At 63.5% G+C, this 23,802-nt stretch carries 22 protein-coding genes; 8 read left to right on the plus strand and 14 right to left on the minus strand.

The window, feature by feature from the left end:
- Window position 1 precedes the first annotated feature (1 nt).
- A complete protein-coding gene (locus tag ACSKT0_RS13075; protein WP_437770202.1) occupies window positions 2-865 on the minus strand; it encodes a hypothetical protein in 864 nt (287 codons plus the stop codon).
- Entirely contained in the window at window positions 862-1,605 is a 744-nt protein-coding gene (locus ACSKT0_RS13080; RefSeq protein WP_437770203.1) for a hypothetical protein, read from the minus strand. Before ACSKT0_RS13080 ends, ACSKT0_RS13075 begins: the two co-directional genes overlap by 4 nt.
- 252 nt (window positions 1,606-1,857) lie before the next feature.
- Between ACSKT0_RS13080 and ACSKT0_RS13085 the strand changes: the two genes are divergently transcribed.
- Genes ACSKT0_RS13085 through ACSKT0_RS13100 form a run of 4 tightly spaced genes read left to right on the plus strand, consistent with a single transcriptional unit; the run spans window position 1,858 to window position 5,564 of the window.
- On the plus strand, window positions 1,858-2,994 hold the full coding sequence (locus ACSKT0_RS13085; RefSeq protein WP_437770204.1) for a type III polyketide synthase: 1,137 nt from the start codon (window positions 1,858-1,860) through the stop codon (window positions 2,992-2,994).
- A 13-nt stretch (window positions 2,995-3,007) separates the two neighbouring features.
- A complete protein-coding gene (locus ACSKT0_RS13090; protein WP_437770205.1) occupies window positions 3,008-3,736 on the plus strand; it encodes a class I SAM-dependent methyltransferase in 729 nt (242 codons plus the stop codon).
- Window positions 3,729-4,871 (plus strand): FAD-dependent oxidoreductase, encoded by a 1,143-nt coding sequence (locus tag ACSKT0_RS13095; RefSeq protein ID WP_437770206.1) that lies wholly within the window; start codon window positions 3,729-3,731, stop codon window positions 4,869-4,871. Before ACSKT0_RS13090 ends, ACSKT0_RS13095 begins: the two co-directional genes overlap by 8 nt.
- 15 nt (window positions 4,872-4,886) lie before the next feature.
- On the plus strand, window positions 4,887-5,564 hold the full coding sequence (locus ACSKT0_RS13100) for a peptide deformylase (RefSeq protein WP_437770207.1): 678 nt from the start codon (window positions 4,887-4,889) through the stop codon (window positions 5,562-5,564).
- On the opposite strand, the gene ACSKT0_RS13105 is transcribed toward ACSKT0_RS13100, so the two are convergent.
- A complete protein-coding gene (locus ACSKT0_RS13105) occupies window positions 5,554-7,605 on the minus strand; it encodes a S9 family peptidase (RefSeq protein ID WP_437770208.1) in 2,052 nt (683 codons plus the stop codon). The genes ACSKT0_RS13100 and ACSKT0_RS13105 overlap by 11 nt on opposite strands.
- Window positions 7,606-7,649: 44 nt before the next feature.
- On the opposite strand from ACSKT0_RS13105, the gene ACSKT0_RS13110 reads away from it, so the two are divergent.
- The 4 genes from ACSKT0_RS13110 (at window position 7,650) to ACSKT0_RS13125 (ending at window position 10,712) form a co-directional block, all read left to right on the plus strand.
- Complete coding sequence (locus tag ACSKT0_RS13110; RefSeq protein ID WP_437770209.1) at window positions 7,650-8,504, plus strand: methyltransferase domain-containing protein; 855 nt, start codon at window positions 7,650-7,652, stop codon at window positions 8,502-8,504.
- A gap of 109 nt (window positions 8,505-8,613) precedes the next feature.
- A complete protein-coding gene (locus ACSKT0_RS13115; protein ID WP_437770210.1) occupies window positions 8,614-9,075 on the plus strand; it encodes an NfeD family protein in 462 nt (153 codons plus the stop codon).
- A 104-nt stretch (window positions 9,076-9,179) separates the two neighbouring features.
- Window positions 9,180-10,121 carry an SPFH domain-containing protein gene (locus ACSKT0_RS13120; protein ID WP_345450570.1) on the plus strand — a complete coding sequence of 314 codons (942 nt, stop codon included), beginning with the start codon at window positions 9,180-9,182 and terminating at the stop codon, window positions 10,119-10,121.
- Window positions 10,122-10,364: 243 nt separating this feature from the next.
- A complete protein-coding gene (locus tag ACSKT0_RS13125; RefSeq protein ID WP_059389983.1) occupies window positions 10,365-10,712 on the plus strand; it encodes an RNA polymerase-binding protein RbpA in 348 nt (115 codons plus the stop codon).
- A gap of 86 nt (window positions 10,713-10,798) precedes the next feature.
- On the opposite strand, the gene ACSKT0_RS13130 is transcribed toward ACSKT0_RS13125, so the two are convergent.
- The 11 genes from ACSKT0_RS13130 to prcA form a co-directional block, all read right to left on the minus strand.
- A complete protein-coding gene (locus tag ACSKT0_RS13130) occupies window positions 10,799-11,542 on the minus strand; it encodes a polyprenol monophosphomannose synthase (RefSeq protein WP_345451759.1) in 744 nt (247 codons plus the stop codon).
- A 439-nt stretch (window positions 11,543-11,981) separates the two neighbouring features.
- A complete protein-coding gene (locus tag ACSKT0_RS13135) occupies window positions 11,982-13,658 on the minus strand; it encodes an amidohydrolase (protein ID WP_437770211.1) in 1,677 nt (558 codons plus the stop codon).
- A 34-nt stretch (window positions 13,659-13,692) separates the two neighbouring features.
- Complete coding sequence (locus ACSKT0_RS13140) at window positions 13,693-16,590, minus strand: DEAD/DEAH box helicase (protein ID WP_437770212.1); 2,898 nt, start codon at window positions 16,588-16,590, stop codon at window positions 13,693-13,695.
- A gap of 24 nt (window positions 16,591-16,614) precedes the next feature.
- Window positions 16,615-17,409 carry a twin-arginine translocase subunit TatC gene (gene tatC, locus ACSKT0_RS13145; protein ID WP_437774025.1) on the minus strand — a complete coding sequence of 265 codons (795 nt, stop codon included), beginning with the start codon at window positions 17,407-17,409 and terminating at the stop codon, window positions 16,615-16,617.
- Between the two features lie 48 nt (window positions 17,410-17,457).
- Window positions 17,458-17,724 (minus strand): Sec-independent protein translocase subunit TatA, encoded by a 267-nt coding sequence (gene tatA, locus ACSKT0_RS13150; RefSeq protein ID WP_236810992.1) that lies wholly within the window; start codon window positions 17,722-17,724, stop codon window positions 17,458-17,460.
- 32 nt (window positions 17,725-17,756) lie between these two features.
- The gene (locus ACSKT0_RS13155; RefSeq protein ID WP_437770213.1) at window positions 17,757-18,107 is read right to left on the minus strand and encodes a hypothetical protein; all 351 of its coding nucleotides are present in this window, start codon (window positions 18,105-18,107) and stop codon (window positions 17,757-17,759) included.
- Between the two features lie 20 nt (window positions 18,108-18,127).
- Window positions 18,128-20,134: a helix-turn-helix transcriptional regulator gene (locus ACSKT0_RS13160; protein ID WP_437770214.1), complete on the minus strand. Its 2,007-nt coding sequence runs from the start codon at window positions 20,132-20,134 to the stop codon at window positions 18,128-18,130.
- A gap of 95 nt (window positions 20,135-20,229) precedes the next feature.
- Window positions 20,230-20,625: an FKBP-type peptidyl-prolyl cis-trans isomerase gene (locus ACSKT0_RS13165; protein ID WP_345451770.1), complete on the minus strand. Its 396-nt coding sequence runs from the start codon at window positions 20,623-20,625 to the stop codon at window positions 20,230-20,232.
- A 49-nt stretch (window positions 20,626-20,674) separates the two neighbouring features.
- Window positions 20,675-21,619, minus strand: a complete 945-nt coding sequence (locus tag ACSKT0_RS13170) for an FKBP-type peptidyl-prolyl cis-trans isomerase (RefSeq protein WP_437770215.1) — start codon at window positions 21,617-21,619, stop codon at window positions 20,675-20,677.
- A gap of 109 nt (window positions 21,620-21,728) precedes the next feature.
- Complete coding sequence (gene pafA / locus ACSKT0_RS13175; protein ID WP_078108903.1) at window positions 21,729-23,093, minus strand: Pup--protein ligase; 1,365 nt, start codon at window positions 23,091-23,093, stop codon at window positions 21,729-21,731.
- 1 nt (window position 23,094) lies between these two features.
- Window positions 23,095-23,802 carry a proteasome subunit alpha gene (prcA, locus tag ACSKT0_RS13180; RefSeq protein WP_345451774.1) on the minus strand — a complete coding sequence of 236 codons (708 nt, stop codon included), beginning with the start codon at window positions 23,800-23,802 and terminating at the stop codon, window positions 23,095-23,097.

Consider the following 23,802-nt stretch of genomic DNA (forward strand, 5'->3'; position numbering starts at 1 on the left):
GTCAGGCAGGGATGTCCTCTCGCGAATGCACTCCAAGTGACGCGTAGCTCCCGGTTCGGGCGTTCTTGGGTCTCGCCTTGCTCCAGACCAGCGAAGCCAGCGCCTCCTGGACCCCGGGCAGGGAAAGAGCGTTGGCAGGGGAAATTCCTTGGAGACGGCCCCAGAGATATCCGCGTTCGCTGCACACGAAGTCCACGAGCGCCCTCTTGTGCCCCTTGGGCACGCAGCTCAACGCCCTGTTCGTTTCCAAACGGGAGAGCGCGGTTCCCGGCGCTGATCTGAAGCAGATCTCCTCCATTTGCCTGGATGCTCGATGTTCGATCACCTGCAGACCCTGCTCTGCGACGTCGCGATCCCATCCAGCCCTGATCAACAACGCCATTAGTTCATCCCAGAGAGGCGATGAACCGGCGGGCATGGGCGAAATGGCCAACGGAAGCTGAGGCCATTCGCATTCATGTCCATACACCGACACCAGCGGCGCCCCCTCCCCCAGGGCGTGGTTCTTCTTCACGTCTGCCCACACGCCATCCCGAACATCTCGCTCTGAGATCCAGTGGCGTTGGCTGACTGTCCAGGTTCGCAGCCCGTTGCGGACAACCGTCAGCAGCCACGCGCAAGCCGGGACGTCCATGGGGATCCCCCGGTCGCAAAGAACTTCCGTGGCGTAGAACAGTGCATCTTCGGGGGCAATCGAGGAGAACTCGTGCTGGAAACGGGACAATAGCGCCGGAAGAAACGAACCGAACAGCAGCCGGGCCGATGGACCGTTCCGGCCTTCCCGCTGCCATCTTGCTACGAGGTCCCGCAGGAGGGCGTCGCGTTCGGCCGACGTCGACAACCGGCCATGGGTTCCGGGACTCACGCGGCGACACCCCACTGCCTCGCAACATCGCTCATCAGTTCCGCCGCCGCGTGGAACTGGGCGGCCAGCCGGCGTCGTCGTGCGGGATGCGCCTCGGGCAACCGCTGGACGACAAGCTCAGAGGTTCCCATATTCCGGATGGAATCCATCAACTCCCGCACCTGGATTTCCGCCAGCACGGCCGCGTCGGAAGGACCGTGATCCACTCCCAAGGCGCCGACGTCCGCCAAGAACCCCTCCACATCGAAGATTCCCTCGTTGGAATCAGAGTTGGAGCCGGAGTTGGAATCCGAGTGAGCCAGTTCGCCCGCGATCACATTCTTTGGTACTGCGGGTGCGATGCGGCGCATTTTGCCGTCCAGTGACAATCTCACGGATGGCAGCGTTCCACCCTCTGCAACGCCCTTTGCGAGGAGGGTCTTCACGGTCTCATGGGATACGCCCAGGACCGGGGCGATGGCACGGAGCGACAAATTTCCGGCCGCCAACTCCATGGCGACACTCACCCGGGCGCTGCCTCCCAGGCTCGGAAGGACCAGCCGCTCAGCCTCCACCAACTCAGCCCACGTGCCCAGGCCAAAGCCCTTCCACGCCCTCGCTTGGTACAGCTCCAAAGCAAGCCTCACGACCTGGCCGAGCAACCGGTCAACCACGCCCACTTGGCGGTCCAGCTCAGCCAGACGCAGGCGCAACCGCTTCACCTTGACAAGCGCATCCCCGACATCCAGATCCCCCTGCATACCTGCGCACCTCCCCAAATGCACTAAGGACCGCCCTGTTGCCGTCCGGCCGCTCGGCGAACTCGGCAAAACGGACAAATGGGCTGCTATTAGAACTAGTGGCCCGTCGCTTCAATTTGTGTCGCAGAAGCTTTGGAAGCCCTGAGTGCGGTTGAGTCCGCGGGTCTCCGGAAAACAGCCGGGACCCCTCAAAACCTCCACATTTCCACGCTTTGCCATTGTCAACGGCATCTTCGTCGCCAACAATGAAGCATGCCGGTCTACGTGAGGTCTCTGGAAACTGCCGTACCGCCCACAGTGCTTGTGCAACCACAGGCGCGCGACGTTTTTGCATCCCAACCCGGGCTGACACGGCTCGGATCCAGGCTCGTGCGAACATGCTTTGACTCAGCAGCGATCGATACCCGATTCACCGCCGTCGCCGAATTGTCCCTGGACAACCACTCCGAGAATCCCTCATTCTTCGACCCCGCCACCGGCCGTGTACTTAGCCCGAGCACCAAGGTCCGAAACGAAATATTTGCCGTCGAAGCTACCAAATTGTTCATTGAAGCCGCCAAGGCCGCCGTCGGGAAATGTCCCGATATCGATTTACTTGACATAACCCACGTCATTACTGTTTCCTGCACTGGATTTTTCAATCCTGGCCCCGACTACAAAGTAGTCCGGGCCCTCGGACTCAGCCCCGCCGTGCAGCGCTATCACCTTGGCTTCATGGGTTGCTACGCCGCGTTCCCCGCCCTCCGCGCAGCCCGGCAGTTTTGCCAGGCCGATCCCTCTGCGGTCGTCCTTGTTATCTGCGTAGAGCTTTGCTCACTTCATGTCCGGACCTCGAATGATCCGGACACCATCATGGGATCGGCGATCTTTGCGGATGGCGCGGCGGCCGCCGTCGTGACGTCCCGTGAACCTGAGGGGCCGGACCCGGTGATCAGGCTGGATCACTTCGAGACTGTCCTGACGCCGGTCGGCGAAGAAGCGATGGCCTGGAACATTGGCGACGAAGGCTTCGAAATGGTCCTCGGCACGTACGTGCCGCACATCATCGAGGAACACATCACCGGCGCGCTCGAGCCGCTGCTTGCCCGGGACCCGTCCCTGGCGGGACTCCCCTACCGGGACATTACGCATTGGGCCATCCATCCCGGCGGCCGCAGCATCCTCGACAAAGTCGAGTCGAAACTTGAACTCACCGAAGAACAAATGATTCCCGCGCGCGAAGTCCTTCGCGACTACGGCAACATGAGCAGTGCCACCGTTCTCTTCGTCTTGAAGCACATCCTCGGACAAACTCCGGCGCAGCGGGAGGAACGCATCTGTTCCATGGCATTCGGGCCCGGCCTCACGGTGGAGACTGGACTATTCACCCGGGTCTCTCCGGCTCTGTGATGCCGGTTCTGTGATGCCTGCCCTCCGCCGCCCAGGCGGCTTTCTCGGCGCACGGGACGTGACCGCCGTTGAAGACATGGACCGTCCCGATTGCGCGCTTGACCGGCTCAACCGGAGTTACGCGCGGTTTCCGATCGTCAACGCTGTGGTGTCCGGCTGGCGGGACACCTACAGCTCACGGATCAAGCCATTGCTCACGACGGCGGCCCCCACCACGGTCCTTGACGTCGGCTGCGGCGGAGGAGACGTCGCCCGCAGCCTCGCGCGCCGGGCCGCGGCAGACGGCTACCGCCTGGAAGTTACCGGAATCGACCCGGACGAACGAGCCTTCATGTTCGCGAACTCTGCCCCGCCCGTGGAAGGCGTCAACTACAGAAAAGCCCTCAGCTCAGAGCTCGTGTCAGAGGGGCGCACGTTCGACGTCGTTATTTCCAACCATGTCCTGCACCACTTGACTACCCCGGAACTCGCCTCGTTCCTCCACGACTCCGAACAGCTTTGCGGCCGGATCGCCCTGCACAACGACCTCAAGCGTAGCCGCGTGGCGTACGCACTTTTCTGGGCCGGATCCTGGCCACTTGGCATTGGATCCTATATCCATGGAGACGGCCTCACATCCATCAGACGGAGCTACACCGCAGCGGAACTCCGTGCCGCCACTCCCCCGGAGTGGACGGTAGAACCGAGCGGCTTATGGCACAACCTGCTGGTCTACCGGCCCGGAGGGGTCCCCGATGTTTGACGTCGTGGTGGTTGGAGCCGGACCGGTCGGGCTATATATGGCAGCCCTGCTGCTGCAAGACGGACACCGCGTAGCAGTTCTGGAACGGCGCGCGACGTCGAGCCGCCAGACCCGCGCCATCGGAATCCATCCTCCCGCCCTCGCAGCTTTGGACGCAGTAGGCGCCGCACATCCGCTGGTCTCTTCAGGCGTCCGGATCACCCACGGCGCCGCGTACAGCGGCGGCAGGAAAGTTGCCGACATGGACTTTGCCCGTCCCTCGTCCGAGTACCCCTTCATCCTCTCCGTTCCGCAATATCTCACCACAAACGCCCTCGAGTCCAGGGTGATCGACCTCGATCCGAACGCGCTCCACCGCGGCGTGCAGGTTGAGGAAGTCGTCGACGACGGCGGGCGCTTGCGTCTGCGGGGACAGCAAGAGGGGGCTCCGAGGGAGTTTCTGGGCCGCTTCGTCGTGGCTGCCGACGGCGTCCATTCAGCAGTGCGCGCAGGACTGGGACTGGAGCCTCGCTTGCGCACCTATCCCGACTACTACGTCATGGGCGATTTCCGGGATGAATCGATGTACGGCAACAACGCGGTCCTTTTCCTTGAGCCGGGCGGAATCGTGGAGTCCTTTCCCTTGCCTGGCGGCATCCGCCGTTGGGTTGTCCGGCTTGGCGCCCCGTGCCAGGAACCCACTCCCCACGCGCTCGCCGCCCTCATCAAAAAGCGGACCGGCAGCGCGGTGGACTCCGCAAGCAATACGATGATCAGCGCCTTCGGCGTCACCTCGAGGCTGGTCTCCCGGATGGTCCATGGACGGGTCGCCCTGATTGGAGACGCCGCCCACGAGATCAGCCCGATCGGTGGTCAAGGCATGAACCTGGGCTGGTTGGACGCCGTCGCCCTCGCGCCGATTGTCGGGGAAGCGTTGCGAACATCGGAGGGAGGCCCTGCTGGCGAAAAACTCGCGGGCTTCGAACGCGACCGGCAGCGCGCGGCGAAGAAAGCCATCCGGCAGGCCAGCCTGAACATGGCGCTGGGCCGACCCTTGCCGCCGAAGGTCCTCAGCGCAAGGAACGCCTTGATCGGCCGGGCAATCACCTTGCCGATGTTCTCGGAGCTTGTTGCCCGGAGATTCACGATGCACTGACACTAAGCTCAATCCATGGACTTTGAGACCCGCCCCCTGCCTTCCGGCCCGGACACGACGTTTACTGCCTCGGAAATCCGCAGCGCAGTTCAGGACTTGCTCGGTCTCGATGGCCTCCCGCCCATCGTGCAGGTCGGCCACCCCGTGCTGCGCCAGCGAGCCGCTCCCTATGACGGCCAGCTTGGGGACACCGAATTGGCGCAGCTGATCGAACGGATGCGTGATGTCATGCATGCCGCTCCCGGCGTGGGTCTCGCGGCGCCGCAGCTCGGCATCCCCTTGCAGCTGGCTGTGCTCGAAGACCATTTCGATGTTGATCCTGTTGCCTCGGAACTCCGGCAAAGGACGCCGCTGGGCTTCTTCGCGATACTGAATCCCAGCTACGAGGCCGAGGGGACTGCCACGGCGTCGTTCTATGAGGGCTGCCTGTCGATGCGCGGATTCCAGGCCGTGGTCACAAGGCACCGCGATGTTCGCCTGCACTACCAGCGTCCGGACGGCAGTGCGGCCTCGGCCGGATTCTCCGGATGGCAGGCCCGGATAGTCCAGCACGAGACCGACCACCTGCACGGCGGGCTCTATTTGGACCGCGCCGAGCTCCGGTCGTTGGCAAACGATGCAGAATACTCTGCCCATTGGGCGTACCCCGGAATCGAGGAGGCAAGACGCGGGTTGGGCTTCCTCAAGCCGTAGCTGAACCGTCTTCGCGCGGCGGGTTCGCTGCGGAAGGCAGGTGCTTTGCCCACCATGCGAGGATCTGCTCGAAGCGCTGTCGCCTGTGGTGTGGCGTGCCCGACCGCGATAGTTCGTGGTCTTCACCGGGGAAGAGGAGCAACGCCGTCTCCACGCCCTGCGCCTTGAGCGCGGCAAAGTAGCGCTGGCCCTGTTCAACCGGGCATCGGAGATCGTTTTCGCTGTGGATCACCAGGGTGGGCGTGCGGACTGCAGTCACCACGGCCATGGGGCTTTGGGCCGCCATCTGCTCGGGCGAGCCGCCCGTGTATTGACCGCCGAAGAACCATCCGATATCCGAGGAACCTGTAAAGCTCACAGGATCAAGGAATCCGCGCTCCACAATTGCTGCCTTGAAGCGGTGTTCGTGGCCGATAACCCAGGCAGTCAGATACCCGCCGTAGGACCCGCCCATGATGCCGATCGATTCCCTGTCCATCGCCGGGAAGGCTTCCAGTGCCCCCTCCATGAAGGTGAGTACATCCGACATGTCCACGGTGCCCATCTTTTCCTTGATGGCGCCGCCGTGCGCCTGGCCGTACCCGGCGGAACCACGCGGGTTGCACATCAACACGGCGTATCCCGCTTCGGCGTACACCTGGGCTTCGTCAAAGAAGGCCCCCGTGTACTGGGCGAAAGGGCCGCCGTGGATCGTGAGCAGCACGGGGTGGGGGCCGGGCCCCTCCGGCAGGACCGCCCAGCCATGGACTGGATAGCCATCACTGCCGGCGGCAGTGAACTCATGCGGTTCAAGGATGGTTGCTTCGTCCCGGAGCGCCTTGGTGAAATCGGTGAGGACTCGGAGTCCACCCTTCTCCAGAACGCCGAGCTCACCATTTCTGAAGGCGTCACCGTAAGAGACATACACCAGCTCGCCCACCGCGGAAGCGCCAATCACTACCAGGGGCTCCTTGACGAGGACCTCGCTCTCGCCGTCGGCCGTCCATTGGATCAGCTGCACGCTTCCACGGCTCGTGTTGAGTGCGAGCACCCCATCCACTCCAAAAGCTTCGATGCGGCCGCCGATGTCCTGGTTTTCGACGTCGCTTAGCATCGTTGCCTGGCCGCCCCGGACCGGCATGACGTACAGGGCCGTGTTCCTCGCGACGAAGTCCAGGCCGTCGTCGCCGAGGTCCTGCGCCGTAAAGAACAGCCATTCACCGTTCGCGGATTCGCAGGCTTCCTGGACGGACTGCGGCGCAGCGCCTGGACGCAGCGCTGTCGCCTCGCCGCCCGCGGCGGGGACGCTATGGATACCCGAGGCGATATCGGCGTCGTGCCCTTCATGGAGTGAGGCGACAAAGTAGATGCTCTCGCCGTTGCGGCTGAAGGACGGCGAAGTGTGGTCGGCTTCGCCGAACGTCAACTGCACCGCAGGCGGCAACAGTGCCGCCGCCTCCGCCCCGCGGGCTTTGGCGGCCCTCCCCGCAGGAACCACAGGAGGTTCCGCTCCGATCTCGGGGACGTCGACGACGAACAGTTGGGCGGGCTTGTCCGCGGTGTAGCCCAGTCCATTGAGCCTGTACTGGTTGTCGGTGATCAACCGTGCGTCTTCGCTGCCTGCGCCGACCCCGTCAACCGTTCCGTAACGGCCTTCTTCTGGAACCCGTGAGGAAAACACAATCCTGCGCGAATCGGGCGCCCAGGAAAACTCCGAGACTCCCAACTTCTGTTCCGTGATCGCTTGCGGCTCCCCGCCGTCGGCCTCGACCACATGCAGTTGCGGCTTGCCGTCCGGCGTCGCCCGGAGGAATGCCAACGCGCTGCCGTCGGGCGAAAACGCAGGTGCGGTGTCCCGGAAGCCACGGGTGATCCGACGGGGCGGTATCGCGGGGTCAAAGGGAACACTCCACAGTTGCCCGACGTACGCATCGGCGTCGAAGTCGGGCCGCGTCACGGACACGACGGTGCGGGTGCCGTCGGGATGGGCGGCGGGGGCGGAGACGGAATTCAGCAGCGGGAGTTGTTCGGCTTTCACGCTGGTGAGCCTAGCGGCCGTCATGGCATGACGATATGTGCCACTCCGGCCGCCGTAGGATTGTCCGTATGCTTTCCGACGCCGTCCCTGCCCTGCGCTGCCCGGTATGCCAGGGTCCGTTCGGCCTGGGCGGGGCAGCGCCATTTTCGTTGCGTTGCGTCGCCGGCCACAGTTTCGACGCCGCCAAACAGGGCTACTTCAACCTGCTCAGCGGCAAGGGCACGGTCTTCGAGGCCGACACGGCAGAGATGGTCGGAGCCCGCAACGACTTCCTGGGCGCGGGCCATTACGCTCCCCTCGCTGAGGCGATCGCGGAGCTGGCGTCCCCGGTACTGTCCGCGCCGGGATCCCTCATCCTGGATTCAGGGACCGGCACCGGCCACTACCTGCGCACAGTGCTGGACCGCACTCCTACAGCGGCAATCGGCATCGACATCTCGAAGTTCGCCCTCCGCCGGGCAGCACGGTTGAATCCCGGCGCCATCAATCTCGTGTGGGATATTTGGCGTCCCCTGCCGATCGCCGACCATGCCGTAGATGCCATCATCGTGGTCTTCGCACCGCGGAATCCCCGGGAATTTGCCCGGGTGCTGCGTCCAGGCGGCCGGGTGATCGTGGTGACTCCGCGCAATGGACACCTTGGGGAGATTGCCGAACGGACCGGAATGCTGGCCATTGAGCCGGGCAAAGACGAGCGCCTTGCGGAGTCCATGCAGGAGTTCTTCACCCCTGCGGACACCATTCAACTCGACGTGGACCTCACGCTGGACGGCCGGGACCTCGCCGATGTCGCCTTCATGGGACCGGCAGGCCATCACCTTGAACGCTCCGCCCTCCTGGCGTCGACGGCCACGGAAACGTCCGTCCACGCCACTGCGAAGTTCACCCTCAGCGTTTTCACAGCGCCGGAGGACGGCTCCTAACGGTAACCTTCGCGCCGGGCTAGGATGGAAAAACAGCGACTGTGATCTTGCCGACGCTGCAGTCCGGATCAGGCCGGCTGCTGCCGCAGGTCCGGAAACAGGGGGAACGATGTTTGAATGGCTTGGCAGCAACTGGTGGGCCCTCTGGCTCACGGTGTTTCTGGCTTTCGCCGTAGTGGAGATGCTGACGCTCAGCTTCTTCTTCATCATGCTCGGGGCCGGCGCGCTGGCTGCCCTCGTCGCTGACTTTGCCGGGGCCGATCTCTGGTTGCAGATCGTCGTCTTTTGCATCGTGTCCCTGCTGATGATCGCGTTCGTCCGCCCTATCGCACTCAAGCATTTGCACAAGGGGCCCGCCGAGCAACGTACCAATGTGGACCGCCTGATCGGCCAATCAGCGCTCGTCATGGAGCCGGTCACCGCGACCGCAGGACTGGTCAAGATCGGCGGCGACGTGTGGAGCGCCCGCAGCGCAGCTGGAATCATCGACGCCGGCCAGACCGTGCAGGTCATCAGGATTGACGGCGCGACGGCGGTAGTCGCCTCCACAGCGGAAGACAGCCCGCACTGAGCAGCGTCCCGCCATGGCACAAGCCGCTGCGTTCGACGACGAGCGTTCGGCCTATCACCGCACATAACCGCATCAAATACGTAACTGGGGAATGAAGGAGATGTATGGACAGCTTGGGAGGAACTGCAGCCGCGATCGTGCTGCTAGTTCTCGTCATATTCGTGATTATCGTTTTGGTCCGCTCGATCAGGATCATCCCGCAAGCGCGCGCCGGCGTCGTAGAACGCCTCGGTAAGTACCAGCGCACGCTCAACCCCGGGCTCACCATCCTGATCCCGTTTGTCGACCGCCTGCTGCCGCTGTTGGATCTTCGTGAACAAGTGGTTTCCTTCCCGCCGCAGCCGGTGATCACCGAGGACAACCTGGTTGTCTCGATCGACACCGTGGTCTACTTCCAGGTCACGGATCCCCGGGCCGCGACCTACGAGATCGCCAACTACATCCAGGCTGTTGAACAGCTGACCACCACGACGCTCCGCAACGTCGTGGGCGGCTTGAATCTTGAAGAAGCGCTCACCTCCCGCGACCAGATCAACGGCCAGCTCCGGGGGGTCCTCGACGAAGCCACCGGACGCTGGGGAATCCGCGTTTCGCGCGTCGAACTCAAGGCAATCGACCCGCCGCACTCCATCCAGGACTCAATGGAAAAGCAGATGCGGGCCGAGCGCGACCGTCGCGCCGCGATTCTGACCGCCGAAGGCACCAAGCAATCGCAGATCCTGACGGCCGAGGGGCAACGGCAAGCTGCAATCCTGGCCGCAGAGGGTGACGCCAAGGCAGCCATCCTCCGCGCCGATGGTGAAGCCCAGGCCATTCAGAAGGTCTTCGACGCCATCCACAAGGGCAACCCGGACCAAAAGCTTCTGGCCTACCAGTACCTTCAGATCCTGCCGAAGATTGCGGAGGGATCATCCAACAAGCTGTGGATCATCCCCAGCGAGGTGGGTGAGGCCCTCAAAGGCATCGGCGGTGCGCTGGGTGGCGCCAACGGCGGATCAGGCGTGGCTGACCTGTTCAGCGATTCCACACAAGAACCGTCGGCGTAACCGCGGATAGTTTGGAGGGGGACCGGCCAAATTCCCTGGCCGGTCCCCTTCGCTTTGTCCTGTCAGCTTCGATCCGCGTATAATGGTGTATTTGTCCGGCCGGTTCAATCCGAACGGAACATTAACGCTTGGTCAGGCGTTTCATCTAGTGATGCAACGTGTGCAGACAGTAGTCCGGGCGGCGCCTTTGCGGCGCCCGGCTAGCGCGGAGCATGGTTCCGCGAACAGACAGAGGGAGTAATCATGAGCGATCGCAGCCTGCGGGGCATGCGTCTTGGCGCCCAGAGCATGGAAACCGAATCCGGTGTGGAGCCGGCGCCGCGTCAGCGGGTTGAATACCGCTGCGCGGACGGAGAGCAGGTCTTCGTTACCTTCTCCTCCGAAGCCGAGATCCCTCCCGTCTGGGTTTCCAAGACCGGCAAGGAAGCGCTCCTGGTTGATGGCGAACGCCCCGTTGACACCAACGAAAAGGCCGTCCGCACCCACTGGGATATGCTGCTGGAACGCCGCAGCCTTCCCGAGCTCGAGCAGATCCTCGAAGACCGCCTGAACATCCTGCGCGAACGTCGCGGGGAACGCCGCTCGGCATAGCGGAACCGTTCCCAAGGGAACAGTTTCACGACGAAGGCCGGGTCCGCACTCTTCACAGAGCGCGGACCCGGCCTTTTCTGTTGGACCTACTTTGAGACCGGGGTCTTCTTCCCGGTCAAGGCGGCCCAGCGCGAGGCGAGCCCCCACTTGGTGACGTTGATCATGGCCTCAACAACAATGTTGCCGCTCATCTTGGAGGCCCCGAGCTCGCGCTCAACGAACGTGATCGGGCGTTCGACGATCTTCAAGCCAAGCTTGGCGACCCGCCACGCCAGGTCCACCTGGAAGCCGTAGCCAACCGATTCCACCTGGTCCAGCTTGAGCGCCTCCAGGGTGCTGCGCCGGAACGCACGGTAGCCGCCGGTGATGTCTTTGATCTTCAAGCCAAGCATGAGCCGGGCATAGGTGCTTCCCGTGCGCGAAATCGCTTGACGGTAGAGCGGCCAGTTCACCGTGCCGCCACCCGGAACCCAGCGTGAACCCATGGCGAGGTCGGCGCCGTCGTTGATTGCATCCAGCAGCAACGGAAGTTGCTCGGGCTGGTGCGAACCATCGGCGTCCATCTCGACGAGGACGTCGTAGCCGGCCGCCAGGCCCCATTTGAATCCGGCAATGTACGCGGCTCCAAGGCCTTCCTTGCCCTTGCGGTGCAGGACATGGACCTGGCTATCCTCGGCTGCGATGCTGTCGGCGAGCTGTCCCGTGCCGTCAGGGCTGTTGTCGTCGACAACCAGGACGTCGGACGCGGGCACAGCCGCGCGCAGCCGTCCGAGGGTCTTGGGTAGCGATTCCAGCTCGTTGTACGTGGGGATGATCGTCAGGACACGCAAGAAGAGGCCTTTCCTTGATGGAGCGGTCAGTCGGCCGGAGCAGCAGCGTGGCTGGCATTCAGGCGCAACTCTCCATTATAGAACGACAACTTGCCGCACCTGGGGCCACCTGTGGCGTCCGCCACACGGATCGGGCTTGGTCGCGGGCAGGTCCACTCGCCCAGGTCCAGTGCCGGCCCGGTGTGTTGAACTCGAGGCCGAACCGTTTTCTGCGGCACAGTGGACCTGCCCACTACGAGTGCCACGGTCTTGGAAAACGGGTCCGATAGCTGTTTTTGGCAGCGGACCCCACCGCGGCCAGGCAACCAGGTATTCCCTGTGGAAGCCTGTTGAGGCTAAATGCTACGGACTTCACAGATCCTGTCAAGCGCCGCCTGAGCTGGGGTTTTGTCCATCCACGCAGGTCAGGGGCCTTCAGTACCAGCAAAGCCATCTGCAACTATGACCGCAATTTTTCGCTCGCGAAGATCTCCTGGCCTTCCCGCACAGTCTGCAGGCAAGCGGGATCGCTACCACTGTCCAGCGCGGGGAGGAGGGGCGTCCGTGCGCGTGGATCGGTGGACCACGACTGGACGCGGTCATCGGCCACTTGCACCATCAGCTCTTCAACTTCCCACACCGCAAAACTTGCAGGGGCGCCGGGAACTAATTGCCCCATCAGCGGATTGCGCTCCTGGCCGGCCCGCCAACCGGCACGGGTGTGCCCGAGGAAAGCTGCCCGTGCCGAAATGCGTTGATCCGGATTGCTGTGTTCCAGGCATGCCCTGACGCTGGACCATGGGCGCAAGGGGGTGACCGGACTATCGCTTCCGAAGCACACCGGCACGCCGGTGGAGTAGTACGAAGCGAAAGGGTTCATGGCCACGCTTCGCGCCCCCAGACGTTGATCGTACATTTTCCCTGCGCCGCCCCAGGCGGCATCGAAGGCCGGCTGTGCGCTCACTGTAATCGAATACTTCGCAAGCCGGGCGAGATCGCCGGCGTCCGCCATTTCCACATGCTCGAGGCGGTGCGCGGCGGCACGGACCCGCTGCTCCCCTACCTCCGACGCGGCAAGGTCAAAGGCATCCAGTGCCGTCTTCAGTCCCGCGTCGCCAATGACGTGGAAGCCTGCCTGGATACCGAGCGCCGAACAGGCCGCAATGTGGGCGGCAGCTTCGTCGACCGGGATGTAGAGGCTTCCGCGGTGGCCCGGAGCGTCGGCGTAGTCGGCGCTGAGGGCAGCCGTTCGCGAACCGATGGAACCATCGATGTTCAAATCACCGGCCAGGCCAAGAACGGGCACCCCCAAGCCTTCCAGGATGCCAGAGGCATGCTCGGCCGATGTGGCGAGTTCGCCCCAATAGGGAAGGATTCCGGGGACGCCCACGCTGCCCTCGTTCCACAACGCGGAGTTCCACGACGAAGACATCCGAAGGTCGTCTGCACTGCAAATGTGCGGGGCCGCCATTTCGGCCAAGGCGACATAGCCGTTGGCCGCAGCCTCGCGAAGGGCCAGCTCCTGGTAACGGCGGCGTTCGGCGTCGGGGAACTGCCTGGCGACCAGACGCGCAGCGGTGTGTGCGGCCCTCAGGACGTGCGCGGAACCATCGTAGCCATCAAGGCCGTCCAGTCCCGCCGCTGACGCCAGGGAGGATGAGGCAAGGGCAGAGTGCGCATCCACGCGCGCCAGGTACACCTTGCGCCCGCCCGCGGCGCGGTCGAGCTCCTCCGGCGTGGGCAGCGTCTTTTCGTGCCACGCCGACTCGTCCCAACCGTGGCCGAGCACGGCGCCGGAAGTGCCAAGAGCCTTGGCGGCAAGGCCGACGGCGTCGAGCAGTTCCCGTGCCGAGCGTACCCCGGCGAGCTGGAGGGAATCGGAAGCGATTCCGGTCTCCGTGAGGTGCATGTGGGAATCGACGAAACCGGGCGCCAGCAACGCTCCCCGGAGATCGATGATTTCCATGGAAGAATCGGCGATCGACGTGGCCGCCTGCTCCGAACCAACCCAGGCAACAGTGTCTCCGTCAACAAGCATTGCGCTCGCGAAGGGATCGGCGGCTGTGTAGACGGAGCCGTTCCGGTACATCGTGACCTTGCGGGGCCGGGTTTCGGCGGGCGCGCCTGAATGGGTCATGGATATGCTCCTTGCTGGGAATCTGTGTGGTGTGTCAGGAGACGTTGGAGTACGCGACGACGCCGCGGCGGACCAGATCGATCGCTTCGCGGCACATCTTGGTTTGGCGTCGTTCAAGACCTGGAATCTTGGCCATCTGGTCCAGCAGGTCGATGACCTGCTTCGCCCAGCGCACAAAGTCACCTGCGGCGAGGTCGGTGCCGCTGAGGACCTCTTGGAGATGGCGGCCCTTCGCCCATTTGAAGATGGGCCAGACGAGGCCCAGCTCCGGCTCTGCGGTCAAGGGCAGCCTGTTCTTGTCCTCGACGTCCTCGAGCGCAGACCATTCACGCACCACGATGTCCACGGATGTTTCGAGCGATACCGACGGCATTTTGGGCCGCAGGCCGCGATCTTCGCGCTTGGCTTGGTAGACCATTGTGCTCGCCAGCGCAGCCAGCTCGGCGCCATCGAGGTCCTTGATGGCCCCTTGGCGGATGGATTGGGAGATCAGCAGGTCCTTTTCGCCGTAAATGCGGCGCAGGCGCTGGCCGTCCGCGCTGATGGTGACATGGCCGGCGTCGGAGGTCTGGAGGTAACCGTAGGCGGCGAGGACATCGCACACACGGTCGAATGTCTTAGCGATCGTGTTGGTGCGGCCCTGGATCTGCCGGACGAGCCCGTCGGTCTCATGGCGAAGCTTCCACCAACGCTCGGCCCAGCGGGCATGGTCCTCGCGTTCGCTGCAACCGTGGCAAGGATGCGCGCGCAATGCCCGGCGGAGGTCTGCGATCTTCTTTTCCTGGTCCGGCATGTACCGGGCACGGCCGAAGTCCTCGCTCCGGTTCGTGCCGCGGGCCGGCGGACGCCCCTCCCGCACGGCATTCCGCATGGCCGATGCCAGATCACGACGCGATTTGGGCAGCTTCGCGTTGAACGACTTCGGAATCCGGATCCAGGACACGGGCGCCACCGGACCTTCGACTTCGTGGGCACCGATCCTGTGGAGCTGGTTGTCTTCCGTGAGGACCGCGGGGCGCGGTTCACGCGAGTCGGGATCGGCGTTGAGCACGACGGCGTAACCCGGCGTGCGTCCGCCCGGAACTTTGACGATGTCGCCGGGCATAAGCCGGGAAAGGGAGTCCACGGTCAGGGACTTGCGGGCCCGCGAGGTGCTCCTTGAGGCAAATTGCTCGGCGTCGCTGAGATCGCGCCGAAGCTTGGCGTACTCGGTGAAATCGCCCAGGTGGCACTTCATGGACTCGGCGTAACCGGCCAGCGACTCTTCGCGGCTTCGAACCTGCCGGGCCAGCCCCACGACGGAACGGTCCGCCTGGAACTGGGCGAACGACGATTCGAGGATTTGCCGTGCCCGCGGCCTACCGAACTGGGCAATCAGGTTGATGCTCATGTTGTAGGTAGGGCGGAAGCTTGAATTGAGCGGGTAGGTGCGCCGCGAAGCGAGGCCGGCGACGGCGGCAGGATCAGTACCCGGCTGCCAGAGGACCACGGCGTGGCCTTCGACGTCGATTCCACGCCTTCCCGCACGGCCGGTCAACTGGGTGTACTCCCCCGCGGTGATGTTGACGTGCGCTTCGCCGTTGAACTTGTCGAGCTTCTCCAGGACAACGCAGCGGGCCGGCATGTTGACGCCCAGGGCGAGGGTCTCCGTGGCGAAGACGGCCTTCACCAAGCCATCGGCGAAGAGTTTCTCGACGACTTCCTTGAAGGTCGGCAACAACCCGGCATGGTGCGCCGCGAGCCCGCGAAGCAGGCCGTCGCGCCAGCTCCAAAAACCGAGGACATCGAGGTCGTCTGCGGGAATCTCGCGGCTCGCCTCATCCACCCGGGACGCGATGATCTGTTGTTCCCGCTCTGTGGTCAGCCACAGCCCGGCCGCGGCACACTGCGCCACCGCCCCGTCGCAGCCGGCGCGGGAAAAAATGAAGGTAATGGCCGGAAGCAGCCCTTGGCGGTCCAGGCTTGCAATGATCTGGGGCCGGCTGGCCTTGCGCACAGGGCTTCGCTGCTCGCTGGCAGTGTTGTCACGCTGACGGTCCTGCCGGCGGCGGCTGCGTCCGCCGTGGCCGAAGCGGCCACGGAAGTTCATCTGGCTCTCCGCCCGGGCCATCGACAATAGCTCCGGGTTGACCTCGAATTCCCTCTGCAGGGGGTTCCGCTCCGGCTCCCGTACTGCCTCCGGCACCGGTGCTTCGCCGTCCGGCGCCTCGGGAGCGATCTCGTCGAAGCTGGTATCACCGGCGAAGAGATCGACGATCTCACGCCCCACCATGACGTGCTGCCATAAAGGGACGGGACGGTGTTCGGAGACAATCACATCGGTGTCTCCGCGCACTGTGTCCAGCCACGCACCAAACTCTTCCGCGTTGGACACCGTGGCGCTGAGGGAAACCACTTGCACTTCGCTGGGCAGGTGGATGATCACCTCTTCCCAGACTGCACCGCGGAAGCGGTCTGCCAGGTAGTGCACTTCGTCCATCACGACGTAGCCTAGGTCCCCAAGCGTGTCCGAGTCGGCGTACAACATGTTCCTCAGGACCTCGGTGGTCATCACCACGATCGGCGCCTCGCCGTTGATGGTGGTGTCGCCGGTCAGCAGTCCCACGTTTGAGGCACCGTACTTCGCCGAGAGCTCGGAGAACTTCTGGTTGCTTAGTGCTTTGATGGGCGTTGTATAAAACGCCTTGAGCCCGCGTTCGAGCGCCAGGTAGATGGCGAACTCGCCGACGATTGTCTTCCCGGCCCCCGTGGGCGCCGCCACGAGCACTCCCTTGCCTTCCTGGAGCGAACGGCACGCGTCGCGCTGGAAGTCGTCAAGCTCGAACTCCAGTGACTGGGCAAAAGTGCCCAGATAGGTTTTCGACTCAGCACTCCGTTGCGCTGCGGCTTGAAAGGCTTCTGAGGGCGAAAGGGCCCCTGAATTGGAGGACATGCTTCAAGCCTAATGGCCGTGAGACTACAGATTCTCCAGATCGGAGGCAGGTGTGGCGACGTCGGCTGTGGCTTCCGTCTCGGCGGCAATCTTCGACTGCTGGCGCGCGCGACGTTTGTCGTTCAGCATGCAGAGTCCGATCGCGGCGAAGAAGAGCACCAAGAGCGGACCGGCGAGCATGAACATTGACAGCGCGTCCGCACCGGGCGCGGCAACGGCTGCGAGGACAAACACAAGGAAGACCGTGATGCGCCAGGCCTTGAGGATGGTCCTGCCGCTCAAGATGCCCGCCATGTTGACGCCCACCAACACCACCGGCACCAGGAAGGCGATGCCGAGGAAAAGAAGCATGTGCGTGGCGAATGTCAGGTACTGGGATGCGTCGATGTTGTTGGCGCCGTTTTGTGGCGTGAACTGCAGCAGTGCGCGCACCACGTTCGGGATGACCGTCCATGCGACATACACGCCAGCCAGGAACAACGGCACCGCCGCGGCCATGTACCCGAGCGTGTAGCGGCGCTCTTTCTTGGTCAGGCCGGGAGTAATGAAGGCCCAGACCTGGTAGATCCAGATGGGGCTCGAGAGCACCAAACCGATCTGAATGGCAATGCGTAGCTTGAAGTCGAAAGGATCCCCTACGCTCGCGAAGTTCAGCACCGCGGTTCGCTTGGTTTCCTCGGCGATCTTGATCAACGGATCCGACAGGCTGTTGACTACGGGCTCATAGAGGAACCACCCTGCCACGGCGCCTAGGAGAACGCCGATAGCAGACTTGATCAGCCGATTCTTAAGCTCCTTCAGGTGGTCTAGGAGCGCCATCCGCCCTTCGGGGTTGGCTTTGCGGCCCGTCTTCGTTGCCACTACTGCTTAGCTACGGGTTGCAGGCGGAACGTCAGTGTCGTTGCCGCTCTTGTTCGCTTCGGGGTGGTTGACCACTTTGCCTTCAACGGGGTCCGTGTCGTCCTTGGCCGCCGGCTTGCCGTCGTTCTTCATTTCCTTGACTTCGGATCTGATGATGCGCATCGACTGGCCGAGGCTGCGGGCCATGGCAGGCAGCTTGGGTGCCGCGAACAGCAACAGGGCCACGATGATGATAATGACAATTGGCCAAGGGCCATCAAATAGTCGTCCCACGGGAAGTCCTTTCGTTGGAATACATCCTACGTCTAACTGAAATCGATGTCGTGCAGAGACTGGGGTTGGCCCCGTTCCGCTTTGCGCTTAACGCGCTTTTGGCGACGCACTTCCTGGCGGGAGGCCTTGGCCGTCACGTAATCATGACGCATCTGTTCCGGTGAGGCAAAAACGGCTGCGCCGAACACTTTCACCGACGCCTCGCCGTCGTCGTCGGCGCGATCGGAAAGGTGCGGGCGGTGACCTAGTCGCTCCCCTGCGGCACTCAATTCGTGCACCGTGGCCATGAACTTCCGGAAAAGCCGGACGCCCAGCAGGACATAGCAAAGCAGCGACACCGCAATCAGCGCGAGCCATAAAAGGATCCAGGACCACCAAGGCATTTGAGTAGTCTAACCAGCCTTCATTGCTTGTATTGGGCAAGTGCGGCAGCCACCCAGGCTGCAGAGGCGTCGGCAAGCTCTGCGGGCTGCAAAATACGGGCAGCACCGCCATGCTGCGCAACGAACATCGGCAACCAGTCCGCGTTTCCGAACCGTACCTCGGCGAGCAAGCCGCCGTCAGGAAGCACTGCCGTCCGATCCGCATAATAGTCATCCGCCAGCCCGACGCCCTGCCGGGTCAATTGGAGGACAACGACGACGTCGTCGTCGTTCGGCGTGTACAGCTTCACCGGGACGCCTTCCTCCGCGCCCGCACTCTTGGAAACCGGACGGCCGTTGGGCGCGATCTCCTCGATACGGTCGAGGCGGAAGTTCCGCAGACCGGCTTTGCTGTGGCAGTACGCCTCGAAGTACCAGGTGTTGTCCAAGGAATAGAGCCGGAAAGGGTCGACGTCCCGTTCGGAAACCGAGTCGCGTTGCTGTGACAGGTAGCGAAGCCGCAATTGATGACCCGACTGGATCGCCCGGGTGATCGTGTCGAACGGTCCGGCCTCGGCCGGGGTCACGGGTGGGCCGGCGACGGCCGCCGCCAGACGGCCGGCCTCCCCCGCCGCGCCGGTGAGCTTCAGGGTCACGGACTCCAGGGCTCCGCTTTGCTCGTCCTCCGACATTCCGGCCTGGGCGGGAAGTCCGCCCAGGGTCGCCAAGCCCGTCAGCAGGGCGCAAGCCTCATCGACACTGAAGCCGATGGGCCGGTTGAGTTCGAGGTGCTCGCGGATGTAGACGTGCTCGTTTTCCCAATCGATGTCGAACAAGTCATCCGGATAGCCTTCGGGGCGGCCGGAGCAAATCAGGATCTTCAGGTCGTCGACCAGTTCCTCACGGGTGACTCCGAAACGGTCTGCCACCTCCTGGATGGGCAGGCCCTGGTTGTGGACGAGGAACGGGACCAGCTGGAGCATGCGGTTGAGTTGGTCTTCCGAGGTCCGCTTGCGCGCCCGCGGCGCCGGTCCGGCGCCGGAGAAGCGGATCTCGACGGCGGGGCTCGAGCCGAACGCGGCGGCAGCTTCAAGGCGCCGGATCACGGCGTCGCGCAGTTCGGCAGGTCCGGCCACAAGCACATGGGGACCATAGGAGGCCAGTTCTTCGGCGAGCAACTCACTGTCCCGGAACGGCACGCAGAGGCGGTCCCTGCCCGGCTGGAAGCCGCTGGCGCCGGTGGCCCCGGTGACACTCGCCGCGCGCTTTCGAAGACCCAGCAAACGGCCTTCGGCGACGTCGAGGTGGGCTTCTTGGAGGGGAAGTTCGCTGAGGCTGTCCAGTTCGGCGCGGGTATCAAATCCCGGGGGTATCTCACAGTGATGCCCGGTCTCAACATGAACGTCGCTCGTCATCCGGGACAGCCGGAAAAAGCGTTTCGCGTTCCGGCCGCGGTCGAAGCCCACCAGGTACCACTGGCCGAACCGGCTCCCGAGGCCCCAAGGCTCTACCATGCGGCGTTCGTCTTTGCCGGTGCTCGCGGCACGGTAGCCGAAACTCACGGGGTGCTGGCCGTTCATGGCCACGATGATGTCGTCAAAGGCCTGGCCGGCGGGCTTGATGCGCGGCTGGACGCCGGCGGGGAGTTCGACGTCGGCAAGGTCGCCGGAAGCCTGCAGCTTCCGTAGCGCGCTTGCAGCGGCTGAGCCGAGCGCCGCGCGTTCCCATAGCTGCGCAGCCAGCAGCAATACCGTGCCCTCGGCCGGGGTCAGGTGCACATACGGCAGGCGATTGGATTCCTTGCCGATGCGGTAGCGGGTCGAAGCGGGATCGTCCGAGCCGAACCCGTGGTCGAGGAGGGTTTCGATGTCGAAGCCAAACCGCTTCAGTTCTGACTTGTCCCGTTCAAACATGCGTCCGAACGCGACGTCGCTGTCGCCGGCGTCGTGATAGACCTTCTGCCTGAGAACGGCCCGGGACAGCCCGTATTTCGTGTTCAGGAGGGCGATCAGGAGGTTCAGGAGTCGTTCGGTTCGTGATGCGGACACGCTTGCTACGTTACTAAATTCCTCCGATAAAGGCGGAAGGCGCGTCTGCGGCCGGATTTCTCCGGCTGCAGACGCGCCTTCCTTTGTGGCGAAACCTAGCGGACAGCCACGAGGTCCACCACGAAGATCAGGGCTTCGTTGGGTTTGATGGCCCCGCCGGCGCCACGGGAACCGTAGGCAAGCTCGGAGGGGATTTCGAGGCGACGGCGGCCGCCGACCTTCATGCCAAGGAGTCCCTGATCCCAACCCTGGATGACCTGGCCGACTCCCACGCGGAAGTCCAGCGGTGCGCCACGGCCCCATGATGCGTCGAATTCCTCGCCGGTGGACCAAGCGACGCCAACGTAGTGGGTCGAAACGGTGTCGCCGGCCTTGGCCTCGGCGCCGTCACCAACGACGATGTCCTTGATAACCAGTTCCGTGGGGACGTCGCCCTCCGGGAAGTCGATCTCCGGCTTGGTGCGGTCGTAATCGCGCTGACCAAATGACATAGGTACTCCTCAATGTGATAGGGACGGTGTTGCGGAATTTTTCGGAAGGCTACTGGGCGCCCAGGATGTCGACGACGAAGACGAGATCGCCCGTGGGCTGGCCCTGTCCTGCGGCGGCATCGCCATACGCGAGGCTCTTGGGGATGACCAGGAGGACACGAGAACCGACCGTCTTGCCCGCAAGTCCTTGCGTCCAGCCCTTGATGACGCCGTTGAGCGCGAAGCTGGCGGTCTGGCCCTTGTCGTAGCTGGAGTCGAACTTCTTGCCATCAGCCAAGGTGACGCCGACGTAGTTGACCGTCAGGGTGTCTGTCTCCTTGACGACTGCGCCCTTGCCCTTGATGAGGTCCTGCGAGACGAGGGCCTCCGGAGCCTTCGCGCCGTCGACGGAAATCTGCGGAATTCCCTTGTCATCAACCTTGACCGTGGGGAGGCCGGCGGGCGGAGTAACGGTATCGCCCTCGGGCTTGGCCAGGGGCTTGACTGCGTCCTTGACGCCGGTGACCTTGAAGACCACCAGCTGGGATGACGTTGCAGCTGCTTCAGCCGACGCCGGAGTCCCCGGAACGGCGAAAGCGATGTCAGCGCCCACCTTCGCACCCACGAGCGCGTTGTAAAGCACAGCGCTGCCGGTCTTGAGCTGGTCGTTCAGTTCGACGGGCTGGGACCCTGTCGGGAAGGTGTCTTCGAGGGTCTTGCCGTCCTTGCCGTCGACGGCAATGTAGGTGATCTGCGCCACCTGTCCGGCCTTCACCTTGTCGCCGGTGCCGTCGCTGACCATCTTGATGGTCGGCTGCGTCACGTCCAAAGGCTTGTTGAATTCCAGGCCGGGTGCCTTCTTGTCTCCATTGTCGGAGACCTTGAGGGAATCCAGCTTGGCGACTTCGCCGGCGGACTGACTGGTGGGCTCCGGAGTTGCTGTTGTTGCCGGACTTCCGCCGCAGGCGGTAATCAGCAAGAGGCCGGGGATAAGAATTGCTAGTAGACGTCGCACAAATTGAACTTTCGTCGGGGCAAAAGGAGGGCATGGACGGGCCAGGCTCGGCCATGCGCGTAGAGGCCTGTAAAAGGCCAACCTCCAGAGTAGCTGGTGAAACTGGGAGTCAGCTCATCGAGTCCAGGAGGGCATCCACTCTTTCATCGACGCTGCGGAAGGGATCCTTGCACAAAATCGTCTGGTGCGCGCGGTCGTTCAACTTCAGATGGACCCAATCCACGGTGTAGTCGCGGCCGAGTTCCTGTGCGCGCCGGACGAAGTCGCCGCGGAGTTTTGCCCGGGTGGTCTGCGGCGGCGCATCCACGGCATCCTTGATGTCGGTGTCGGCCACGAGGCGCCGCGCCGCGCCGCGGGATTGGAGGAGGAAGAAGAGCCCCCGCTTGCGCGAGATATCGTGATAAGTCAGGTCCAATTGCGCGATCCGCGAGGAATCGAGGCCGATTCCATGGCGACGCATGTACCCATCCATCAGCTTCTTCTTGATGGCCCAGTCCACTTCCGTGTCTATTCCGCTGGTGTCTCCGCTATCGATCGCGTCCAGCGTCCGCTCCCAAAGATCCAGGATGAGCGGCACATGCGGATTGTGGGCTCCATTCGAGGCTACAAAGGCGGTGACCTTTGCAAGGTACTCACGCTGGATGTCCAGTGCGGTCAGTTGTCTGCCGTTGGCCAGGCGCACCAAGGCTTTGCCGCTGAGATCATGCGAGATTTCGCGGATGCTGCGGATGGGGTTCTCCATGCGCATGTCCCGCATGATCACTCCGGCCTCAATCATGCGCAAGAGCAGGTCCACCGTCCCCACCTTCAACAGGGCGGTGGTCTCGGACATGTTGGAATCGCCGACGATCACGTGCAGCCGGCGGAAGAACTCGGCATCGGCGTGCGGCTCGTCACGGGTGTTGATGATGGGGCGGGACCTCGTCGTCGCGGAGGACACGCCTTCCCAAATGTGGTCGGCACGCTGGGAGAACGCGAAAGTGGCCCCGTGGGGTGTCTTCAGGACCTTGCCCGCACCGGCAATCAGCTGCCGTGTGACGAGGAAGGGAATGAGGATCTCGGCGAGGCGCGAGAACTCGCCGCGCCGCGGAATCAGATAGTTTTCGTGGCTGCCGTAGGAATTGCCGGCTGAATCGGTGTTGTTCTTGAACAGGTAGACCGTTCCGTTGAATCCCTCCGCCGCAAGCCGAGCCTGTGCTTCATCAACGAGGTCATCGAGAATGAGCTCCCCGGCCCGGTCATGGGCGATCAGCTGCGCGAGGTCGTCGCATTCCGCGGTGGCGTACTCGGGGTGCGAGCCGACATCCAGGTACAGGCGCGAGCCATTCGTGAGGAAGACGTTGGAGGACCGACCCCAGCTCACTACTTTGCGGAAGAGGTATCTGGCGACTTCCTCTGGAGCCAATGGCCGCGAGTCGGGGCTCGAGTACGAAATACCGAACTCCGTTTCGATCCCGAATATTCTTTTGTCCATCTCAGGCCTCCCCTGCCAGCAGCTGCGTGATTTCTTCTGCCCTGAGCCGCCGGAAGGCCCGCCGGGATCCGCGCCCGCTTTCCGGACTTCGGTCCAACACGGCGGCCTCGACCGCGGTGCCGGGCAGGGCGTCCACTTCCTTGTCCGTGGCCAGCGCCTTGACGGCCAGCCGCAGTGCACCGGCCAGGTCAAGGTCAGCCTTCCAACCGCGGGCCACGGTCTCGGCTACTTGCTCGGCCAAGCCGCCCATCACCACGAAACCGTGCTCGTCGGCAATCGAACCGTCGAAAGTCAGCCGATAAAGATGGTCCTCGGCCTGCGTGTGCCCGACCTCTGCAACCGCAAGTTCAACTTCGAACGGCTTTTGTTCCGCCGTGAAGACGGCGCCAAGGCTCTGGGCGTAGACGCTGGCCAGACCGCGGGCAGTGACGTCCTCGCGATCATATGAATAACCGCGGACGTCAGCGTAGCGGACACCCGCTTGCCGAAGGCTCTCGAACTCGTTGTATTTCCCCACGGCGGCGAACGCGATCTTGTCGTAGATCTCACCAATCTTGTGGAGCGACGGCGACGGATTTTCCGCCACGAGCGCGATGCCGTCAGCGCAACTGATCACGACGACCGAACGGCCGCGGGCGATGCCCTTCCGCGCGAAATCCGCGCGGTCCTTCATCAGTTGTTCGGGTGAAACGTAAAACTGCTGGGTCAT

The organism is Arthrobacter sp. KNU40 (genome assembly GCF_051515115.1).
GTDB lineage: Bacteria > Actinomycetota > Actinomycetes > Actinomycetales > Micrococcaceae > Arthrobacter.

Coding starts and splice junctions, on each gene's coding strand:
- ACSKT0_RS13115 (WP_437770210.1), top strand. CDS start 8,614: ATGTTTGAATGGCTTGGCAGCAACTGGTGGGCCCTCTGGCTCACGGTG.
- pafA (WP_078108903.1), bottom strand. CDS start 23,093: ATGGACAAAAGAATATTCGGGATCGAAACGGAGTTCGGTATTTCGTAC.
- ACSKT0_RS13110 (WP_437770209.1), top strand. CDS start 7,650: ATGCTTTCCGACGCCGTCCCTGCCCTGCGCTGCCCGGTATGCCAGGGT.
- ACSKT0_RS13135 (WP_437770211.1), bottom strand. CDS start 13,658: ATGACCCATTCAGGCGCGCCCGCCGAAACCCGGCCCCGCAAGGTCACG.
- ACSKT0_RS13125 (WP_059389983.1), top strand. CDS start 10,365: ATGAGCGATCGCAGCCTGCGGGGCATGCGTCTTGGCGCCCAGAGCATG.
- ACSKT0_RS13080 (WP_437770203.1), bottom strand. CDS start 1,605: ATGCAGGGGGATCTGGATGTCGGGGATGCGCTTGTCAAGGTGAAGCGG.
- ACSKT0_RS13090 (WP_437770205.1), top strand. CDS start 3,008: ATGCCTGCCCTCCGCCGCCCAGGCGGCTTTCTCGGCGCACGGGACGTG.
- ACSKT0_RS13120 (WP_345450570.1), top strand. CDS start 9,180: ATGGACAGCTTGGGAGGAACTGCAGCCGCGATCGTGCTGCTAGTTCTC.
- ACSKT0_RS13140 (WP_437770212.1), bottom strand. CDS start 16,590: ATGTCCTCCAATTCAGGGGCCCTTTCGCCCTCAGAAGCCTTTCAAGCC.
- ACSKT0_RS13105 (WP_437770208.1), bottom strand. CDS start 7,605: ATGACGGCCGCTAGGCTCACCAGCGTGAAAGCCGAACAACTCCCGCTG.
- prcA (WP_345451774.1), bottom strand. CDS start 23,802: ATGACCCAGCAGTTTTACGTTTCACCCGAACAACTGATGAAGGACCGC.
- ACSKT0_RS13085 (WP_437770204.1), top strand. CDS start 1,858: ATGCCGGTCTACGTGAGGTCTCTGGAAACTGCCGTACCGCCCACAGTG.
- tatC (WP_437774025.1), bottom strand. CDS start 17,409: ATGGCGCTCCTAGACCACCTGAAGGAGCTTAAGAATCGGCTGATCAAG.
- ACSKT0_RS13100 (WP_437770207.1), top strand. CDS start 4,887: ATGGACTTTGAGACCCGCCCCCTGCCTTCCGGCCCGGACACGACGTTT.
- ACSKT0_RS13095 (WP_437770206.1), top strand. CDS start 3,729: ATGTTTGACGTCGTGGTGGTTGGAGCCGGACCGGTCGGGCTATATATG.
- ACSKT0_RS13155 (WP_437770213.1), bottom strand. CDS start 18,107: ATGCCTTGGTGGTCCTGGATCCTTTTATGGCTCGCGCTGATTGCGGTG.
- ACSKT0_RS13165 (WP_345451770.1), bottom strand. CDS start 20,625: ATGTCATTTGGTCAGCGCGATTACGACCGCACCAAGCCGGAGATCGAC.